Annotated in this window: 18 protein-coding genes; 4 read left to right on the forward strand and 14 right to left on the reverse strand. The window is 57.0% G+C overall.

The annotated features are described in order from the left end of the window. Positions 1 to 212 precede the first annotated feature (212 nt). From AM218_RS04795 to AM218_RS04805, 3 genes are read right to left on the reverse strand one after another with little or no spacing between them, the layout of a single operon-like run. On the reverse strand, positions 213 to 722 hold the full coding sequence (locus AM218_RS04795) for a hypothetical protein (RefSeq protein WP_071843850.1): 510 nt from the start codon (positions 720 to 722) through the stop codon (positions 213 to 215). A gap of 4 nt (positions 723 to 726) precedes the next feature. After that, positions 727 to 1,200, reverse strand: coding sequence for a hypothetical protein (locus AM218_RS04800; RefSeq protein ID WP_157547526.1), 474 nt, complete (start codon positions 1,198 to 1,200; stop codon positions 727 to 729). 30 nt (positions 1,201 to 1,230) lie between these two features. Continuing rightward, positions 1,231 to 1,776, reverse strand: a complete 546-nt coding sequence (locus tag AM218_RS04805) for an RNA polymerase sigma factor (RefSeq protein ID WP_054412355.1) — start codon at positions 1,774 to 1,776, stop codon at positions 1,231 to 1,233. A gap of 234 nt (positions 1,777 to 2,010) precedes the next feature. On the opposite strand from AM218_RS04805, the gene AM218_RS04810 reads away from it, so the two are divergent. Together AM218_RS04810 and AM218_RS04815 are read left to right on the forward strand one after the other, a co-directional pair. Then, positions 2,011 to 2,661, forward strand: a complete 651-nt coding sequence (locus AM218_RS04810) for a zinc ribbon domain-containing protein (protein WP_054412357.1) — start codon at positions 2,011 to 2,013, stop codon at positions 2,659 to 2,661. A gap of 112 nt (positions 2,662 to 2,773) precedes the next feature. After that, positions 2,774 to 4,471, forward strand: a complete 1,698-nt coding sequence (locus AM218_RS04815; protein WP_054412359.1) for a tetratricopeptide repeat protein — start codon at positions 2,774 to 2,776, stop codon at positions 4,469 to 4,471. Between the two features lie 88 nt (positions 4,472 to 4,559). Here AM218_RS04815 and AM218_RS04820 read toward each other — a convergent pair whose 3' ends face one another. The 8 genes from AM218_RS04820 to AM218_RS04855 form a co-directional block, all read right to left on the reverse strand. Continuing rightward, a complete protein-coding gene (locus AM218_RS04820) occupies positions 4,560 to 5,516 on the reverse strand; it encodes a transketolase family protein (protein WP_054412361.1) in 957 nt (318 codons plus the stop codon). A gap of 21 nt (positions 5,517 to 5,537) precedes the next feature. Further along, positions 5,538 to 6,122, reverse strand: coding sequence for a hypothetical protein (locus AM218_RS04825; RefSeq protein ID WP_054412363.1), 585 nt, complete (start codon positions 6,120 to 6,122; stop codon positions 5,538 to 5,540). An 8-nt stretch (positions 6,123 to 6,130) separates the two neighbouring features. Then, entirely contained in the window at positions 6,131 to 7,540 is a 1,410-nt protein-coding gene (locus tag AM218_RS04830; protein ID WP_054412366.1) for a vWA domain-containing protein, read from the reverse strand. 130 nt (positions 7,541 to 7,670) lie between these two features. Further along, entirely contained in the window at positions 7,671 to 8,558 is an 888-nt protein-coding gene (locus AM218_RS04835) for a transketolase (RefSeq protein ID WP_054412368.1), read from the reverse strand. A gap of 354 nt (positions 8,559 to 8,912) precedes the next feature. After that, the gene (gene bcp / locus AM218_RS04840) at positions 8,913 to 9,359 is read right to left on the reverse strand and encodes a thioredoxin-dependent thiol peroxidase (RefSeq protein WP_054412371.1); all 447 of its coding nucleotides are present in this window, start codon (positions 9,357 to 9,359) and stop codon (positions 8,913 to 8,915) included. Between the two features lie 9 nt (positions 9,360 to 9,368). Further along, positions 9,369 to 9,923 (reverse strand): lipocalin family protein, encoded by a 555-nt coding sequence (locus AM218_RS04845; protein ID WP_071843696.1) that lies wholly within the window; start codon positions 9,921 to 9,923, stop codon positions 9,369 to 9,371. Between the two features lie 125 nt (positions 9,924 to 10,048). Continuing rightward, positions 10,049 to 12,046: a M23 family metallopeptidase gene (locus AM218_RS04850; protein WP_054412376.1), complete on the reverse strand. Its 1,998-nt coding sequence runs from the start codon at positions 12,044 to 12,046 to the stop codon at positions 10,049 to 10,051. Beyond that, positions 12,030 to 12,644 (reverse strand): fumarylacetoacetate hydrolase family protein, encoded by a 615-nt coding sequence (locus AM218_RS04855; protein WP_054415300.1) that lies wholly within the window; start codon positions 12,642 to 12,644, stop codon positions 12,030 to 12,032. The genes AM218_RS04850 and AM218_RS04855 overlap by 17 nt, the downstream gene beginning before the upstream one ends. Before the next feature lie 307 nt (positions 12,645 to 12,951). On the opposite strand from AM218_RS04855, the gene AM218_RS04860 reads away from it, so the two are divergent. After that, positions 12,952 to 13,746 (forward strand): M48 family metallopeptidase, encoded by a 795-nt coding sequence (locus tag AM218_RS04860; RefSeq protein WP_054412377.1) that lies wholly within the window; start codon positions 12,952 to 12,954, stop codon positions 13,744 to 13,746. Between the two features lie 21 nt (positions 13,747 to 13,767). Continuing rightward, complete coding sequence (locus AM218_RS04865; RefSeq protein WP_054412380.1) at positions 13,768 to 14,331, forward strand: hypothetical protein; 564 nt, start codon at positions 13,768 to 13,770, stop codon at positions 14,329 to 14,331. Between the two features lie 185 nt (positions 14,332 to 14,516). On the opposite strand, the gene AM218_RS16480 is transcribed toward AM218_RS04865, so the two are convergent. Genes AM218_RS16480 through AM218_RS04880 form a run of 3 tightly spaced genes read right to left on the reverse strand, consistent with a single transcriptional unit; the run spans position 14,517 to position 16,610 of the window. Next, positions 14,517 to 14,966 (reverse strand): alpha/beta fold hydrolase, encoded by a 450-nt coding sequence (locus tag AM218_RS16480; protein WP_197274066.1) that lies wholly within the window; start codon positions 14,964 to 14,966, stop codon positions 14,517 to 14,519. Next, complete coding sequence (locus AM218_RS17200; protein WP_082318074.1) at positions 14,864 to 15,214, reverse strand: alpha/beta fold hydrolase; 351 nt, start codon at positions 15,212 to 15,214, stop codon at positions 14,864 to 14,866. The genes AM218_RS16480 and AM218_RS17200 overlap by 103 nt, the downstream gene beginning before the upstream one ends. 10 nt (positions 15,215 to 15,224) lie before the next feature. Continuing rightward, positions 15,225 to 16,610 (reverse strand): UDP-N-acetylmuramate--L-alanine ligase, encoded by a 1,386-nt coding sequence (locus AM218_RS04880; RefSeq protein WP_054412386.1) that lies wholly within the window; start codon positions 16,608 to 16,610, stop codon positions 15,225 to 15,227. Positions 16,611 to 16,811: the final 201 nt, after the last annotated feature.

The following is a 16,811-nucleotide window of genomic DNA, read 5'->3' on the forward strand; positions in this document are numbered from 1 at the left end:
ACCGCATGCATCAAAAAAGGCTGCCCAGTGCGGACAGCCTTTTGGAGCTAATGGATAATTGAAATATCAGGACGAGAATTAGACTGTCATGTCGAGCGAAGTCGAGACATCTCGCGTGCTGAGGTTGTGGTGCTAATCACTATTTACCACACTAGCGAGATGTCTCGACTTCGCTCGACATGACGCCTTAATATTCATGTGTTTATAAAACCTTAGCGCGGGGCTGCCATGTCGCCGGGGCGAGGGCCGCCGCGGCGCTCATCCAGGCGGTGCAGTACCTCGCGGGTGAATTCCCGCTCGGCCAGATACAGCCGGCCCACCTGCCGGATGGACAGCACTTTCTGAAACTTATCGAAGTACTCCTTTTCCAGATTCACTTCCTGCTGGCGCATGGCAAAGGCCTGGGTCAGGTTGTCCTTGATTTGCTGGTCCGTGAGGCCTTCGGGGTCGCTGGTGCGCAACTGGCGCTGGCGGCGGTTCAGGTCGCGGCGCTTATCGGTAAACTCATTGTAGAGGGGCCAGAAGCGTTGGGCCTGGTCCTGGGTGAGCGTGAGCTTATCAGTGAGGAACGCAATTTTGGCGTTTTCCAGGCGGGAGAGGCGTTCCTGGCGGTCGGGTTTCTGGGCCCAGGCGGAGGTATGCAGCAGCAGGCCGGCCAGCAGAAGGAATGCTGCCAGACCAGGCTTTTTTACCCGGAGGAGAGAGGAGAGAGTAAGGGACATCAGCTTATAAATAAAGGTCATCGGTGGGTTGCTCGTCCAGGATATCCTGCACTTCGGCCGAAGAGGCCTGCAGGAAACTGTCCGTTACGGTTTGGTCGGCGGTGCCGGGGAGCTCGGCTAGGTCCGGGAGGGTTACGCGCTGGTCGCTGGCCAGCAGGTACTGCACCATTTCTGTGCGCGGTACATTGGCCAGGGCCATTGCGGCAGTGGCCTCCGTCGCAGGCTGATGCGGAGAAACCACCTGTTGGCTTAGGAAAAACGAAGTGGCAAAACCACCCAGCAGAACGGCCGAGGCCAGGGCAGTGCGCATGGGCCGGGAAAGGGCCAGCAGCCAACCGGGCATAGCCCACTCCGCCGCCGGTGCCGGCTGCACGCGCTCCAGCACGCGGTGCGGAAGCCGCTCAAAGTAGCCATCCGGGGGCGGAGCCAAGGGTGATGTCCGGCGGGGGTGGTCGTCCAGACGAAACGGGGTTTTCATATCGGTTAGAAGCCGCTAGGGCCGTGAGGTTTAATCGGAGTGGGTATTGATGTACTGTTCAATCTTTTTGGCGGCGTGGTGGTAGGAGGCTTTCAGCGCGCCTACGCTGGTGCCGGTTACTTCTGCCATTTGCTCATAGGGCATTTCATCATAGTAGCGCAGGTTGAACACCAGGCGCTGCTTATCCGGCAGCTGCAGAATGGCTTTTTGCAGCTTCAGCTCTATTTCGTCGCCGGCAATGGCGGGGTCGGCCTCCACCTTGGCGGCCAGCTCAGCCCCCACATCATTCAGCGGCAGAAAGAACTTGCGCCGCTTGCTACTCAGGAAGTTCAGGCACTCGTTGGTGGCAATGCGGTAAATCCAGGTGTAGAGGGAGGCATCCTGGCGGAAGTTCTCCAGGTGCTTCCACACTTTAATAAACACATCCTGCGTCAGGTCGTCGGCGTCCTCGTGGTCAATCACCATTTTGCGCACGTGCCAGTACACCTTCGTCTGGTATTTGCGCACCAGCTGGTTGAAGGCCACGTTGCGGGCGGCCGGGTCCTGAAACTTGAGTAGTATTTCCTGGTCTTCCAAACAGGGTGCGGAGAGAGGTGACGGCGGCTTAGAGGCAAAAAGGTAGCCCGGGTTTAAAAGCCCGTTCGTTCTTTCTGATTTGGTGTGCTGGGCCTAGCTCACATAAAGATGGTATTGATTTAAAAAGTGATGCGGTGTGAGGGTGATTACCCGGAAAATTAAAACAGATAAATATTAATTTATAGGAGAATGATTCTTACTCCTATTTTTACCCCGAAATCTACCTTCTGCGCTATGAGCAATCTGATACAATTTGTTGCCAACCACGACGACCTATCCACTGACAAAGGCTTTCAATTCAAGTTCTACTGCGACAAATGCCGCAACGGCCACATGTCGCGGTTCCTGCCCAACAAAGTAGGTATTGCCGGGGAGTTGCTGCGGGCGGCCGGCAGCCTGTTCGGCGGTAGTTTCTACGATGCCGGCAACGCGGCCTACCATGTGCAGCGCGCCATTGGCGGCAAAGCCCACGACGAGGCCCTGGAAAAAGCCGTGGAGGAAGGCAAGGTGTATTTCAAGCAGTGCACCCGCTGCGGCCACTGGGTGTGCCCCGACGTATGCTGGAACCACAAAGCCGGCCTCTGCGAAGACTGCGCCCCCGATGAGCACGAAGAGCTGGCCTCGCAGCAGGCCCAGGCCACCAGCGAGCAGATTCGCGAAAAAACCCGCGCCCAGGACTATACCAAAGAGCTGGATTTCCTGAACCGGAGCGGTATTGTGCAGTGCAAAAGCTGCAGCGCCAAGCTAAACCCCGACCAGAAATTCTGCCCCGAGTGCGGCACACCCAATGTTATAGCCCAACAAAAAGACCGGTTCTGCACCGGCTGCGGCTCTGCCATGAAACCCGAGCAGAAGTTCTGTGCCGACTGCGGGGCAAAAAACTAGCGGCTGCTTTTGGGTAAGGTGCAGCGCAAGGAATCATGGCGGTAGTCTGCTTTGCCAGGGATTAACCAGGCATAGTTCTCCACGAAGCCACACTTTTTAGCAGCAAAAGGGGATGAAAACGACCACCGCATGTCTGTTAATTAGCTGCTTGTTCCTGGGCGTTTCCTGCAAGCAGAAAAGCGCTGCGCCTTCCCGCGAGGTTATCAATCAGATAAACCTAAAGCGCGGTCCGGTCCTCACTTGTCGTTCCGTTGATAGAAAGTTTGGGGAAGTTGACTTTGAAACCTCCTGTGGCCCCAATACCAAAGAAGATTTCAATCTGGCCCTGAAGCTGCTGCATTCTTTTGAGTACGATGAGGCTGAGAAGGTTTTTGCGAAGGTTATTGATATAAACCCAGGCTGTGCCATGGCTTATTGGGGGGCGGCCATGGCCAATTTTCACCCGCTCTGGGCCCCACCCACGGAGCCGGAATTAAAGAAGGGGTTAAAAGCCATTCACGTAGCTCAGTCAATTAAGGGTAAAACCAAGAAAGAGGCAGCGTATATCAACGCTCTGGCAGCCTTTTATCAGAACTGGGAGCAAGTACCACATCAGGCCCGCTGCCAGGCTTTTGAAAAAGCCATGGCATCCCTGCACACCTCCTTCCCGGCAGATAAGGAGGCCGCCATCTTCTACGCGCTGGCGTTAACCGCCGCTGCCGAACCTGCCGACAAGCAATTCGTGAAGCAGAAAAAAGCCGGACGCTTGCTGAATACCCTGTATCCCGACGAGCCCAATCACCCGGGGATTATTCACTACATCATCCACACCTATGATTACCCGGAGCTGGCCGCGTTAGCATTGCCCGCCGCGCGGAAATATGCTTCCGTAGCCCCGGCTTCCGCCCATGCCCAGCACATGCCTTCTCACATCTTTACCCGATTAGGCCTGTGGGAAGAATGCATCCAATCCAACAAAGCCTCTATTGCGGCGGCCCAGTGCTACGCCGAGACGGTGGGCATGAAAGGGCATTGGGACGAAGAACTACACGGGCTGGATTATTTGGTGTATGCCTATTTGCAAAGAGGAGAAAACACCCTGGCTAAACAGCAGTGGGACTATTTAAAAGGGATGAAGGAGGTAACTCCCCAAAACTTTAAAGTGGTCTATGCTTATGCGGCCATTCCGGCCCGCTATGTCCTCGAAAACAAACGCTGGCGGGAAGCGGCTACTTTACCGGTTACCCGAGCCGGCTTTTCCTGGGAGGAGTATCCCTGGCAAAAAGCCATTATTCATTTCACCCGTTTGCTGGGCTTGGTGCACACCGGAAACCAGGTATCAGCCACCGCCGAATTGACCGAACTAAAACAGCTACGGAGCAAGCTGCTGAGTCAGAAAGATGCTTACAAAGCCAATCAAGTTGAAATTCAGATAGTTGCCTCCGAAGCCTGGCTGTGCTGGGGAGCGGGCAGGAACAGCGAGGCCCTGGTCCTAATGAAGAAGGCAGCTGAATTGGAAGACAAAACCGAGAAACACCCGGTTACGCCTTCCGAAGTACTTCCCGCCCGGGAACTGCTGGGCGACATGCTCCTGCAAATGAACCAGCCCCAGCAGGCGTTGGCGGCCTACGAGGCGAATCTGCAGAAGCATCCCAACCGCTTCAACGGGCTTTATGGCGCAGGCCAGGCCGCAGAAAAGTCGGGCAATCTGGCTAAAGCGGAACAGTACTACCAGCAATTGCTTCAGATAGCGAATACCGCAAATTCCGACAGGCCTGAATTGAATACGGCTAAGCAATTCATACAAATCCGTAAGAGCGTCCAAAGCTGAGAGCAGCTTGCATAATGCCAAAGCTTCTAAACGCATAAAGCCCCCGCAACAATGGCTGCGGGGGCTTTTGTTTGGATAGCGGGCTGAATTACTTCCGGCGTGCCATTACCTTCTCTACCGCTGCTACAATAGCCGCTTCGTTCAAGCCATATTTCTCCATCAGCTGATCGGGCGTGCCGGATTCACCGAAGGAGTCGTTCACGGCTACCATTTCCAGGGGCAGGGGCTCTTCGCGGGCCAGCAGCTGGGCCACTGAGTCGCCGAGGCCACCGTTCATCTGGTGCTCTTCAGCGGTAACCACGCAGCGCGTCTTGCGCGCCGACTCCAGAATCAGCTGCGCATCCAGGGGCTTGATGGTGTGGATGTTGATGATTTCGGCGTTGATACCTTTCTCAGCCAGCAGCTTGCCGGCCAGGATGGCCTTCCACACCAGGTGGCCCGTAGCGAAGATGCTCACATCGGTGCCTTCGTTCAGCATAACACCTTTGCCAATTTCAAACTCTTGGTCAGCGGGGGTGAAGTTGGGTACAACGGGGCGGCCGAAGCGGAGGTACACCGGGCCTTCGTATTCAGCAATGGCCAGCGTGGCGGCTTTGGTCTGGTTGTAGTCGCAGGGGTTGATGACGCACATGTGGGGCAGCATTTTCATCATGCCCACGTCTTCCAGAATCTGGTGGGTGGCGCCGTCTTCGCCCAGCGTGAGGCCCGCGTGCGAAGCGCAGATCTTCACGTTTTTGCCGGAGTAGGCAATGCTCTGCCGGATCTGGTCGTACACGCGGCCCGTGCTGAAGTTGGCGAAGGTGCCCGTGAAGGGGATTTTACCCCCGATGGTGAGGCCGGCGGCCAGACCCATCATGTTGGCTTCGGCAATGCCCACCTGGAAAAACCGCTCGGGGAAGTCCTTCACAAAGGCATCCATTTTCAGGGAGCCGATGAGGTCGGCGCAGAGGGCTACTACGTTGGGGTTGGTTTTGCCCAGCTCGTGCAGGCCCGCCCCAAAGCCGGAGCGCGTGTCTTTCGATTCGGTGTAGGGGAAGTCTTTCATGTGGTAAGAAGAGTGAGAAGGTTACTTTTTAGAAGCGAACTGCTCCCTGCGGTAGGCATCAAGTTCGGCTTGGTAAGTTGTGTTGCCAGGATGTTGCTGCACGCGGTTCCATTTCTCCAGCAGCTGCGGATCGTTGCGATGAAACACATGGAAAAGGGTAGGCTTGGGTACAAGCCAGACTCCAGCACACAGGGCGGCAATAATGGTGCTGCGCCGAAAAACAAGGCTCCTGGCCGGGGCACCCGCCCGGCGGGAGGCTAAGAACAGGCCCAGCAGGATAGCCAGGCTGCCGACTAAACCAATTTGAAGATGAAATCTGAAACCAGACCAGAACATGAGCGTGCCCAGTATGCCGATTATGCCGATGGAAAAAAGGATGCCGCTCCAGATTTTAAGCGCAGTTCCCTCGGTTGCCGGGGCGCCGTCCGCATTAGCCGATTTGGATGGCCCCTGAAAATAGCCCCCTATGAAATACAGCATAGTCAAAAGCCCCAGACTGACTACCAGTAGAAAATCACCACCTGTCACAAAAGCAAGGCGCATCATAAGGCCTACCAGCGCCACTATTGCAAAAGTCGTTTCCAGGAGGATAAAGGCTTTTTTCATCAGCTAAACTATTTCCCAAACAAGCTAACGGACGTAGTCTGCCCCGATTTAATCGTGAAACTGCGGGCATCGGTGAATTTGCTGCCGGTGGCATTTTTGGAGCGAAACACCAGCCGGTAATTCCCAGGCTGCAGGGGCACGTTCATTTTGCTGCTGCCGCCTTCGGGTAGGCTGTAAATCCACGTCTGGGAGTCGTCCTGATTGAGGCGGTAAATGCTGCCGTAGCCTTTCAGATCGGTAATGATGTTCAGGGTACCGGGAGCTTCGTACGTCACTATCGTTTCCTGGCCCTGCCGAATGGTGATATGGCGGGTAATGCGCGGCAGCGTCAGAATTTCCACCTCATACTTGCCCGTGAGCAGCTTTTGCCGGTTGCCGAAGGTGCGCGCTACCAGCGTGGCCGGCTCTCCGGCCTGCCGGATGACGGCCTGCATGGTGCCATAAGGGTTGGGCGAAAGCTGCGGCGACTGCAGCCACAACGTGCCCCGCGGCGATTTAAACGTGAGTACATTGGCTTTGCCGGGTTTCACCTGCAGGTTATTGGCGCGCAGGGCCGGCACCGTATTAATAACCAGGTCGTAGCTCTGCAGCGGGTCGATGTCGAGGGCGTCGGGTTTGCCCTTGTCGTCGCGGTAGTGCACGTAGTTGTATTCAATGGCCCCCGTGATGTTGTTGATGAACGTCAGGTTCACGTTCGATTCTACCGGCCGGCCGTCGGCATCCGTCAGGTTAATGGCCACGGTGGTTTTGGCCAGCGTTTGCGCAATAACGTCGTTGAGAATGGTGCGGAAGGTTTTTACATCGGCCGCGTTGTAGTACTGACCCAGGCATTCCAGCTGCTTGCCAAACTCGTGCTCGGCCCCAATGCCAATCACAAAGGGCTTCAGAAATATGCGCTTGCGCTGCAGGGCAATGGAGGTAGCGCAGGGGTCGCCCTTGCACGATTCCAGCCCGTCGGTAATCAAAATCAGGACGTTGCGGCTGTTCTTGTCGGTGGGAAAGTCGCCGGCCGACTGCATCAGCGAGTACGTGATGGGTGTGTTGCCCTGCGGCGTTATCTGCTTGAGCTTGTCCTTGATGGCGCGGGCATTCTTGGCGGCAAACGGCACCTCCAGCCGCGAGTCCTCGCAGTTGTTCTCCGATTTATCGTGCAGGTGGCCATACACGCGCAGACCCAACTCCAGATTGGGGTAGGCGTTGAGGGAGTCGGCCATTTTCGCCAGCAGCCGCTTGGCCACCTCCATGCGCGGCTCACCCTCCCACGGCGCCAGCATAGAACCCGAGGCATCCAGCAAAAACAAAATGCGGGTAGTGCGGGCCCTGACGGAAGGCTGGTTCTGGGCATGCAGGCTACTGCTCCCTAGCAGCAGGGCGCATAAAACCAGGAAGTATCGCAGGAAAACCGGTGGATAGCGCATAGAACAAGCCCAAGCCCCCGAGTGGCCCGCCCTATGAAGGCGGGCCGGTATCTCGGTTCAGTAATATACTAGCTGCTGAAGAAGAAACGGAAGGATTTCTGCCGCAGTATTTGAATTACCGAAAAGGAGCTTAGTAGTCGCTGCCGTGCTCTACGATGAGCTGCTGCAGGGCAATTTCCAGCTGCTCGTTGTTGGGTGCCACGCCATGCCATTTGTGCGAGCCCATCATGAAATCAACGCCGAAACCCATTTGGGTATCCATCAGCACCATCACGGGTTTGCCCTGGCCCAGCATAGACTGTGCTTCTTCAATAGAAGCTATCAGCTTTGTCAGGTCGTTGCCGTCGGTTTCCAGCACTAGCCAGTTGAAGGCTTCAAACTTGGCGCGCAGGTTGCCCAAGCTCATTACCTTTTCGGTGGGGCCGTCAATCTGCTGGCCGTTGCGGTCTACAAAGGCAATGAGGTTGTCTACTTTATGGTGCGGGGCGTACATGGCCGCTTCCCATACCTGGCCTTCTTCCAACTCGCCGTCGCCCATCAGCACAAATACAGTGCGGTTGTCGCTGTTCAGCTTTTTAGCCTGGGCCGCGCCCGTGGCTACGCTCAGGCCCTGGCCCAGGGAGCCGGATGCAATGCGAATGCCGGGCAGGTGCTCGTGGGTGGCCGGGTGGCCCTGCAAACGGGAATTCAGCTTGCGGAAAGTAGCCAGCTCGCTCACCGGGAAGTAGCCCGAGCGGGCCAGCACCGAGTAGAATACCGGTGAAATGTGCCCATTAGAAAGGAAAAACAGGTCTTCGCCTACGCCATTCATGGAGAAGCTGGGGTCGTGCTTCATCACCCGGAAATAGAGGGCAACCAGCAAATCGGTGCAGCCGAGGGAGCCGCCGGGGTGGCCGGAGTTTACGGCGTGCACCATGCGCACAATGTCGCGGCGCACCTGAGCGGCAATCTGTTGCAGCTCAGCAATGGTTTTTGGGTTGGCGGTAGCCTGGGCGGCGAGGGAAGTATCCTGCGACATGGGTACGGAAGGAGAAGGTGGTTGCTTGGGCAAAGGTAGCAAGCTTCGCCGGAGGCGGAAATCCTTCTTGGCATTGACCACCGAATTCCGACGGTTTATCCCTTCAGACAGCTGATAGGGCATAAAAATCCCCTGCCCGCTAGCAAGAGGAGCGGACAGGGGAATTGAGCACAGAAGCTGACCTGGGTTATGTGGTCAGTTCAGGTCAGCTTCCAGTCAAAAATCAGAACGTCATACAGAGCGGGAGCGAAGCATCTCGCTAGTGTGCTAATCAGTAAGTGCCACCACAACCTCAGCACCAAGATGCTTCGCTAACGCTCTGCATGACGGCCTTTTGCCAGCTCTAAAATTATTCTACAGCAGCTGGGCCGCGTGGTTTTTGGTGTCTACTTTGGTGATGACCTTTTCAATCAGGCCATTTTCATCGATGAGAAAAGTATAGCGCATGGTGCCCATGTACTTGCGGCCGTACATCGATTTTTCCTGCCATACGCCGTAGTCCTGCACTATTTTCTTGTCTTCGTCTACCAGCAGGGGGAAGGGTAGGTCGTATTTGGTGGCGAACTTCTGGTGCGACTTCTCCCCGTCAATACTAACGCCCAGCACCTGAATGCCGGCGCTGGTGAGGGCCTGCTGATTATCGCGCAGGTTGCAGGCCTGGGTCGTGCAGCCGCTGGTATCGTCTTTGGGGTAGAAATACAGCGCCACTTTGCGGCCGCGGTAGTCAGAGAGGCGGTGCAGAATGCCGTTCTGGTCAATGGCTTCGAAATCGGGGGCGGGGGAGCCGGGTTGTAGATCCATCAGGAAGGTTTAGGGGTTTTCGGAAACGGGCTGAGGCGTAAAAATCAGCTTTTCTACCGGAAAACCCAGGCTGCGCGCCTTGGCCACCAGCTTATCCCGAATGCTGCGCTCCAGATGCGGGTGCCGGCACAGAATCCAGAGGTTTTCCCGTTTGGGCTCGCCTACCAGCGCATACTGATAGTCGCCTTCCAGGTCCAGAATCCAGTAATCCCCGGTAAAGGGCCAGAAAAAGCTCACTTTCAGCTTGGCGTTGGTGCGGCGGTCTGCCACGCGGGCCGTGCCGGTGGCCGATTCTTCGGGGCTGGTCAGGCTTTTGCGGCGGCAGGTGTTGCGCACGCGCATGGTGCCATCAGGCTGCAGGTGGTACTCCGCCGTTACGGCCTCGCAGTCCCGCTCGTAGCGGGTGGGCAGGCGCGCAATTTCATACCACAGGCCCGCGTAGCGTTTCAGATCTACGTGAGGCACTACGGGGAGCGGCGCCGTGCGGGTGCGTGAGTACACCACGGCGGCCGCACCCACTGCCGCGGCCGCAGCCGCAAACAGCACTGGACGACGAGTTTTCATAGTAACGTTTCTGGTCAGAAGGTAAAGAAAGCAGCCTGCGTTGCTCTACGCGAAAAGGGCCGGCACAGTCGGAGAATTTCCGCTGGCCGGCCCTTGCCTGTACTTGGTTTGCTCCGCTATTGCGGTTAAATCGTGAATTTGATGACGCGCTGGTTGCCTGCCTGATCGGTAATGTGCAGCTCACCGGGTCCGCGCAATGGCACGGTGTGGTCCTGCGGATCGGTAAACAGCGTGGCGTTCTTGTACTCGTATTTCAGCAGGCGCCACTGCCCGTTGATGTACAACTTATAGCTGGCCAGCCCCGACAGATTATCGCCCACCTGGAACGTGAGCCCCTGCGCCGACTTGCGCACCAGGCGCGCCGAGGGCGGCAGCGTATCCGTCAGGATGCGGAACGAGCCGTAGGTTTTCACCGGCACCGAAATGGCATCATCCAGCCATTTGCCGCCCTGGTACAAACGGCCGCCGCGGGCATTGATCATGTACACCGCGGAGCGCTCTTTATCGGCAATGGGCTGCTCCGGCCGCAGCGTCACACGCAGGGGCTGATACAGCGGCTGCCGGGGGTTCTGTACCGTCCAGAGGCCTTCCTTATAGCTGGTTTGCAGGTACAGGGTATCAAACAGGGTTTGCGGCTTAAACTCCAGCTGCATGTTGCTGGTAGAGAAAGCAAACTCCTGCCCCGAGGGAATCAGGGCCTGCCGATCAAAGCGCCGCGTTACGGGGCCAAAGCGCATGGAATCCGGGCGGCCGGCGCGCAAATCGTAGAGGTACACGTTCTGGCTTTGCTCAGTGTAGCTGGGGCGCAGCTCCAGGAGGCGGTTGCCCCGGTACAGCGTGAGGTTGCCGCCCTGGCTTGCTGTGTCGGGGTCAGCGGCCACTACCTTCAGAATGTTGCGCGTAATCTCATAGCGCAGGGCCGGGCGCTTCACGGCGGCGCTACGGGTTTTGAAATACATGGGTTCCTGGCCCCGGATTACAAAGCTCAGCGGGGTGGTGTTGCCATAGGAGTCGCTCATGCGTACTTCCACGTTGTACAGCTTGCCGGGCTGCACGTTCAACAGGCCTTTGCTGGGGCCGGTGGTGTACATTTTCAGGCTGTTGCCATCATCTACAAACAGCTTTTCCAGGGTGCGGCCGTTGGTTTTCTGCCACTCATAGTCCACGTGCTGGTTGATTTCGCGGGAGCCTTCCGGGAAGGGCACACCATCTACCTCGTGGGTATAGTGCGGCTGTCCGTTCACTTTTACTTCTACGCGCTGCAGCCCGTTTTTATTCCAGGCATTGTCGTAGCGGTCGAAAGCCTGCAGCAGGATTCCCACGGTGCCATAAGCCGGAATCGTGTCTTTCCAAACGGTAGCCACACCGGGGCCAGGCAGCGGGTTTGGTACAAACACTGCTTTAGCAAAGCGGCCCTGCACGCGGGCATTAATGCTGATCGGCTCCAGGGCAAAGGCTTGCAGAGAAGGTGCCACGTGGTCCTGAATCTCGGGGAAACCGCCCCACTGCAAAGGGTTCAACTGGTTGTCCTGCGCGTCGCGCACTTCCCAGTGCAGGTGCGGGCCACCCGAGCCGCCGGTGTTGCCGGACAGGGCCACGATGTCGCCGCGCTTTACCGGGAATTGGTCCTTCGTGAAAAACAGCTCTATCTCATAGGTCTGCTTCTGATACTGGCGGGCGCGCAGCGTATCCGCCACCGGCCCCAGGAAGCGGTTCAGGTGGCCGTATACCGTCGTCAGGCCGTTGGGGTGGGTGATGTAGAGTACATTGCCGTAGCCAAACGACGACTGCTTGAGGCGGGAAATATAGCCATCGGCGGAGGCGTAGACGGGCAGATCGGTGCGGCCATCGGTTTTAATATCCAGGCCCCCGTGGAAGTGGTTGGGGCGCAGCTCGCCCATGCTGCCCGCCAGGAAGTTGGGCTTGCCGGGCTTAATGGGAAACAGGAAGTAGCCCGGCTCCACTTTCACGCGGCCGGCTTCTTCCGGCGGCGTTTCAGCTGCCTTGCGGGAAACCTTTTCCGATTCCTTGTTGCCACAGGCGGCGGGCACCAGAGCGGCGGTGCTGAGCAGCAGGGCCAGCGCACCACCCGATAGTTGACGGAGGTTATTTAACAGCCACATCCAGTACGCGCTCCTCTTCTATAAAACCCACTAACTGGTCGCCTACCTGCACCGGGCCTACGCCGCTGGGCGTGCCTGTAAAAATTAAGTCGCCCATTTTCAGGGTGATAAACCGGGAAATGTAGCTGATAATGTTATCGAAATTGTGCAGCATCAGGCCGGAGTTGCCACGCTGGCGCACCTCGCCGTTTACTTCCAGCCGGAAGTTGATGTTGTTCAGGTCGGCAAATTCGGCCACCGGCTTGAAGGAAGGGGAAAGCGGGGCGGAGCCATCGAAACCCTTGGCCAAGTCCCAGGGCAGGCCTTTGCTTTTGGCTTTGCTCTGCAGGTCGCGGGCCGTGAAGTCGATACCCAGGCCGATGGCATCAAAATAAGTGTGGGCGAATTTGGGGTCGATGTTCTTGCCGTTTTTGCTCACGCGCAGCACCAGCTCAATTTCATGATGAATGTCCTGCGAGAAATCGGGGTAGAAAAAGGGCATGTTGCGCTGCAACAGCGCGGTATCGGGTTTCAGAAAAATGACGGGCTCGTCGGGTACTTCGTTGTGCAGTTCGGCAATATGTTCGGCGTAGTTGCGGCCAATGCAGAGTATCTTCATGAGGGAAGGCGAAAACAGGAGCAGGGCCCGAAGGCCGGTAAACAAGACCCCAAACGAGCAAAATCAGCCCTTCGGTATAGAGGCAGAAGCCGGGGAGTTGCCAAAAATAAGGCTAATTCCCGGCCCGAAAAACGAAAATCCGGCCTTACGTGTGCGCCGGTTGCCGCGTTGCCCTGGCCCGAAGCAAACATTTTGCCGGCTACTCTGCGTATAGCAAGCGCTACAGAGAATTTTACTGTGGCCTAAAAATGGCAGCCCCAGCTGCTGCACTTATCTATTATCTCTCTTTCCCTAAATTCCGGTACTCATGTTAAAGAAAATTGCATTGGCCTGCTGCCTTACCGTGGCCGCCGCCTGTTCCACTGTTCCAATCACCGGACGCCGGCAGCTTAGCCTGGTGTCTGATGGCGAAATGCTCTCGTTAGGCGAGCAGCAGTATCGCGAAGTCATCGGCAAAAGCCGCCTTTCCAGCAACGCGCAGCAAACGGCCATGGTGCGCCGCGTAGGCCAGCGTATTCAGCAGGCCGTGGATTCCTATTTTCGCCAGCAGAACGCCTCCGAGCAGCTGGCCGGCTACCAGTGGGAGTTTAACCTGATTGACGACAAGCAGGAAAATGCCTGGTGTATGCCCGGCGGTAAAGTGGCCGTTTACACGGGTATTCTGCCTATTACGCAGGACGAAAATGGCCTGGCTGTGGTGATGGCACACGAAATTGCTCATGCTGTAGCCAAGCACGGCAACGAGCGGATGAGCCAGGGCCTGGTGCAGCAGCTGGGCGGGCAGGCGCTTTCTGTAGCCCTGGCCAATAACACCCAGGCTACGCAGCAGCTGGCGCTGCAGGCGTTTGGCGTAGGCAGCACCGTAGGCTTGCTTAAATATGGCCGCAATCAGGAATCGGAAGCTGACCACCTGGGGCTTATCTTTATGGCCATTGCCGGCTACGACCCCAAGGGGGCTATTGCTTTCTGGCAGCGCATGGAAGCCCGCGACAACCAGGCCTCACCACCCGAATTCCTTTCTACTCACCCCTCCAGCGGTACCCGTATTGCCGATATTCAGCGGGAGCTGCCCGAGGCACTCAAGTATTACAAACCCCGCTAATTTCTTCTGCTAACCCTATCCATGCGTTTTTCCCGTCTTTCCGGTTTTTATATAGTTTTTGCTGCGGGGCTGCTGGCTGGCCTGAGCAGCTGTGAAACCACGCGCCGCCAGCAAATGCCCGAATTCAGCTCCCCTGCCAATGACCCTACCAAGATAGAGCAGCGGCAGATGGAAGCCGTAAGTAAGCTGGTAGCCGAAATATCGGAGGGAAAAATTGTGTATTCGGTGCCCAAAGACCAGCTCACCCGCGGCTTTATCCATCAGTTCAACGATGGTACTACGGTAGATAAAGTCACCATCCGAAAGGTGCAGGAAAGGCCCAAGGATAAGCCGGTGTACTACCTGGTGGGTCTGGGGCTGAAAGACGGCATGTTCCGCGGTATGGCCATTCCGTTGCAATACTCCACTGATAACAGCCTGTACCTGAGTTCTAACGCTGAGCGGTATGTAATTGAGGGTGTAGGCTGCACGTTCTGTTTCTTCAACTTTGAAGGCAACAAGATTGTGGGCACCACCTGTGAGGAAAACACCGGCGGCAGCAGCTGCGACCTGACCATCAAGGACAACAACACGTTCTTTAAATAACCCTTGACTACGCCGGACTCATGAGCAGCAAATGGATTTTACGTCTCACGCTCACGGCGCTGGCCCTGCTGGTTACCACCGACCGCAAAAGGCCCAATCCGGTGGTGCCGCCACCGCCTCCCCGGCCTTAAATAAAAAAGCCCGCTACAGTAGTAGCGGGCTTTTTTATTTAAGGCCGGTTCAAGCTAATTCTGCTCCTCACTGAAACGAATAATGCGGCTGGCCAGCAAGTCCGGGTTTACCCGTTCCAGCGGGTGCGGCGTGTTCATAATCACTTCAAACGTACCGTGGGGCAAATAGGCAGCGTACTCCTGAGAAGCATCAACGCCGGCTGTTTTGTCCAGCTCGCCCACCAAAACCTGCACTGGAATAGCTATAGAAGCCAGCGCTTCGGGTGTCAGCAGTGGGGCATTGCCTAATGCCTGCATCATATCTGCCGTGGCATTTAGCAGTTCCGGCAGAGGAGTAGGGGCGTGCAGTTGTTCCAGGTGAGCAGCAAACTGGGGTACTTTCTCCCGCATGGTTTCTGCATTTAACAGGCGTGCTTCCGTGGCAACGGTGTCAGGAGCCCAGTTAAACTTGGTGCCCAGGGTGGTGATGGTTTTAATGCGCCCGGCCGACGACAGCGCCGCCACCAAAGCCGCATAGCCCCCATGCTGTAACCAAACACATGTACAAACGGCAGGTCGCGGTCCTGAATAAACCGGAGCACTTCCTGCGCAAAATGCGGCATGGTAAACTCGGCCGGTACCAATGGCCGGCCGCCATGCCCGCTAAAGGAAAAAGTATGCACGCGGTAGAAGGCGCCCAGCTCCCGGGCCAGCGGTTTCAGCTGGGCTTCAGTAGCCAGGGCACCGTGCAGCAGGAGCAGGTTTGGTTTCATGGGGCGCTGCTTATTTGGTCACCTCAGTAGCCAGGTTTACCAGGTCCAGCCCATCAAACGTGCCCGAGGACATCATGAGCAGGTTAGCATTCTGCCAGTCCTGCTGGTGCAGGAACTCAGCCAGCTGCTTGCTGTCGGTAAACACGCGTAGGTCGGGGCGCTGGAAGGCGGCTTGCACGGCTTCCGGAGGCAGGGCGGGCAGGCGCTTGTGCTCTAGTACCTGGGGGTTGAAATACACCACGGCCACATCCGGCGTATCAAAGGTGTGGGCGTACTGGGGCAGGAAGGCGGGGTTGAGGGAGCTGAAGGTGTGCAGCTCCAAGCAGGCCACCAACTTGCGCTTGGGGTACTGCTTTTTAAACGCGCCGGCCGTGGCCTTCAGTTTGCTGGGAGCGTGGGCAAAGTCCTTGTATACCACGGAATCCGTGCCTTCGCGCACCAGCTCCAGGCGGCGGGCCGCGCCTTTAAACGTGGCCAGCGCCTCGTAAAAATCCTTGCCTTTGATGCCCAGCTGCTTGCACACCTCTTTGGCGGCCGAGATGTTGCGCAGGTTGTGCTCGCCAAACACTTGTATCGGCACTTCCTCGTCTTTTTTGGTGATGAGGAAGGTTTTGCCCTTCCGGATAACATGCTCGTGCGGGCCGTAGCCGATGTAGGTCACATCGGGGCTGGATGGCACCGTCACCAGCTGCACCTGCTCATCGTCGCGGTCATAGATGAGCGTGCCGGCCTTGGGCGTCATGTCGGCAAAAATCCGGAACTGCTCGCGGTAGAATTCCTCGGTTGGAAACACGTTGATGTGGTCCCAGCTGATGCCGGAAATTACGCCAATGTGGTGTTGGTACAGGTGGAATTTCGGGCGCCGGTCGATGGGGGAGGACAGGTACTCGTCACCTTCAATAATAATGATAGGTGCGTCTTCCGTCAGCTGCACCATCAGATCAAAGCCTTCCAGCTGGGCGCCCACGGCATAGTCAAACTTGCGGTTATGGTAGCGCAGCACGTGCAGAATGAGCGAGGTGATGCTGGTTTTGCCGTGCGAGCCGCCAATGACGATGCGCTGCTTGTCGCGGGAGGCTTCGTAGATAAACTCCGGGAAGGAATACACCCGCAGGCCCAGCTCCTGGGCGCGCAGCAGCTCGGGGTTGTCGGCACGGGCGTGCATGCCCACAATCACGGCATCCAGGTCAGCTGTTATCTTTTCCGGATACCAGCCTTCCTGGGCGGGCAGCAGGCCGGCGGCGGCCAGGCGGCTTTTGGCGGGCTCAAAGATTTCGTCGTCGGAGCCGGTCACCTGTGCGCCACGGCGGTGCAGTGCCAGGGCCAGGTTGTGCATAATGCTGCCGCCTACGGCAATAAGGTGAAGACGCTGAAGCGAAGCGGGCGTAGTAGCCATGCAGAAAGGAATTGCGAAACAATCGGCAGAAAGCCAGGGCAAAGGTAAGCACAACTACCATTGTACCGCCCGAAAATGGCCTCTACGCGGGGCATGCTTCGGACAAAGTACCAAAAAGAAACTATTCTTTCGGCCCGTAATTTCTACGGCTCAGCTAGTAGCTTTGTACCCCCCTTTGGGTTAGATTTGCTGAGTACGACG

It is taken from the genome of Hymenobacter sp. DG25A (assembly GCF_001280305.1).
GTDB lineage: Bacteria > Bacteroidota > Bacteroidia > Cytophagales > Hymenobacteraceae > Hymenobacter.

Coding starts and splice junctions, on each gene's coding strand:
- AM218_RS04835 (WP_054412368.1), bottom strand. CDS start 8,558: ATGTCGCAGGATACTTCCCTCGCCGCCCAGGCTACCGCCAACCCAAAA.
- AM218_RS04820 (WP_054412361.1), bottom strand. CDS start 5,516: ATGAAAGACTTCCCCTACACCGAATCGAAAGACACGCGCTCCGGCTTT.
- AM218_RS04825 (WP_054412363.1), bottom strand. CDS start 6,122: ATGAAAAAAGCCTTTATCCTCCTGGAAACGACTTTTGCAATAGTGGCG.
- AM218_RS04865 (WP_054412380.1), top strand. CDS start 13,768: ATGCGTTTTTCCCGTCTTTCCGGTTTTTATATAGTTTTTGCTGCGGGG.
- AM218_RS04815 (WP_054412359.1), top strand. CDS start 2,774: ATGAAAACGACCACCGCATGTCTGTTAATTAGCTGCTTGTTCCTGGGC.
- AM218_RS04830 (WP_054412366.1), bottom strand. CDS start 7,540: ATGCGCTATCCACCGGTTTTCCTGCGATACTTCCTGGTTTTATGCGCC.
- AM218_RS04855 (WP_054415300.1), bottom strand. CDS start 12,644: ATGAAGATACTCTGCATTGGCCGCAACTACGCCGAACATATTGCCGAA.
- AM218_RS04850 (WP_054412376.1), bottom strand. CDS start 12,046: ATGTGGCTGTTAAATAACCTCCGTCAACTATCGGGTGGTGCGCTGGCC.
- AM218_RS04845 (WP_071843696.1), bottom strand. CDS start 9,923: ATGAAAACTCGTCGTCCAGTGCTGTTTGCGGCTGCGGCCGCGGCAGTG.
- AM218_RS04800 (WP_157547526.1), bottom strand. CDS start 1,200: ATGAAAACCCCGTTTCGTCTGGACGACCACCCCCGCCGGACATCACCC.
- bcp (WP_054412371.1), bottom strand. CDS start 9,359: ATGGATCTACAACCCGGCTCCCCCGCCCCCGATTTCGAAGCCATTGAC.
- AM218_RS04880 (WP_054412386.1), bottom strand. CDS start 16,610: ATGGCTACTACGCCCGCTTCGCTTCAGCGTCTTCACCTTATTGCCGTA.
- AM218_RS04860 (WP_054412377.1), top strand. CDS start 12,952: ATGTTAAAGAAAATTGCATTGGCCTGCTGCCTTACCGTGGCCGCCGCC.
- AM218_RS17200 (WP_082318074.1), bottom strand. CDS start 15,214: ATGAAACCAAACCTGCTCCTGCTGCACGGTGCCCTGGCTACTGAAGCC.
- AM218_RS04795 (WP_071843850.1), bottom strand. CDS start 722: ATGTCCCTTACTCTCTCCTCTCTCCTCCGGGTAAAAAAGCCTGGTCTG.
- AM218_RS04810 (WP_054412357.1), top strand. CDS start 2,011: ATGAGCAATCTGATACAATTTGTTGCCAACCACGACGACCTATCCACT.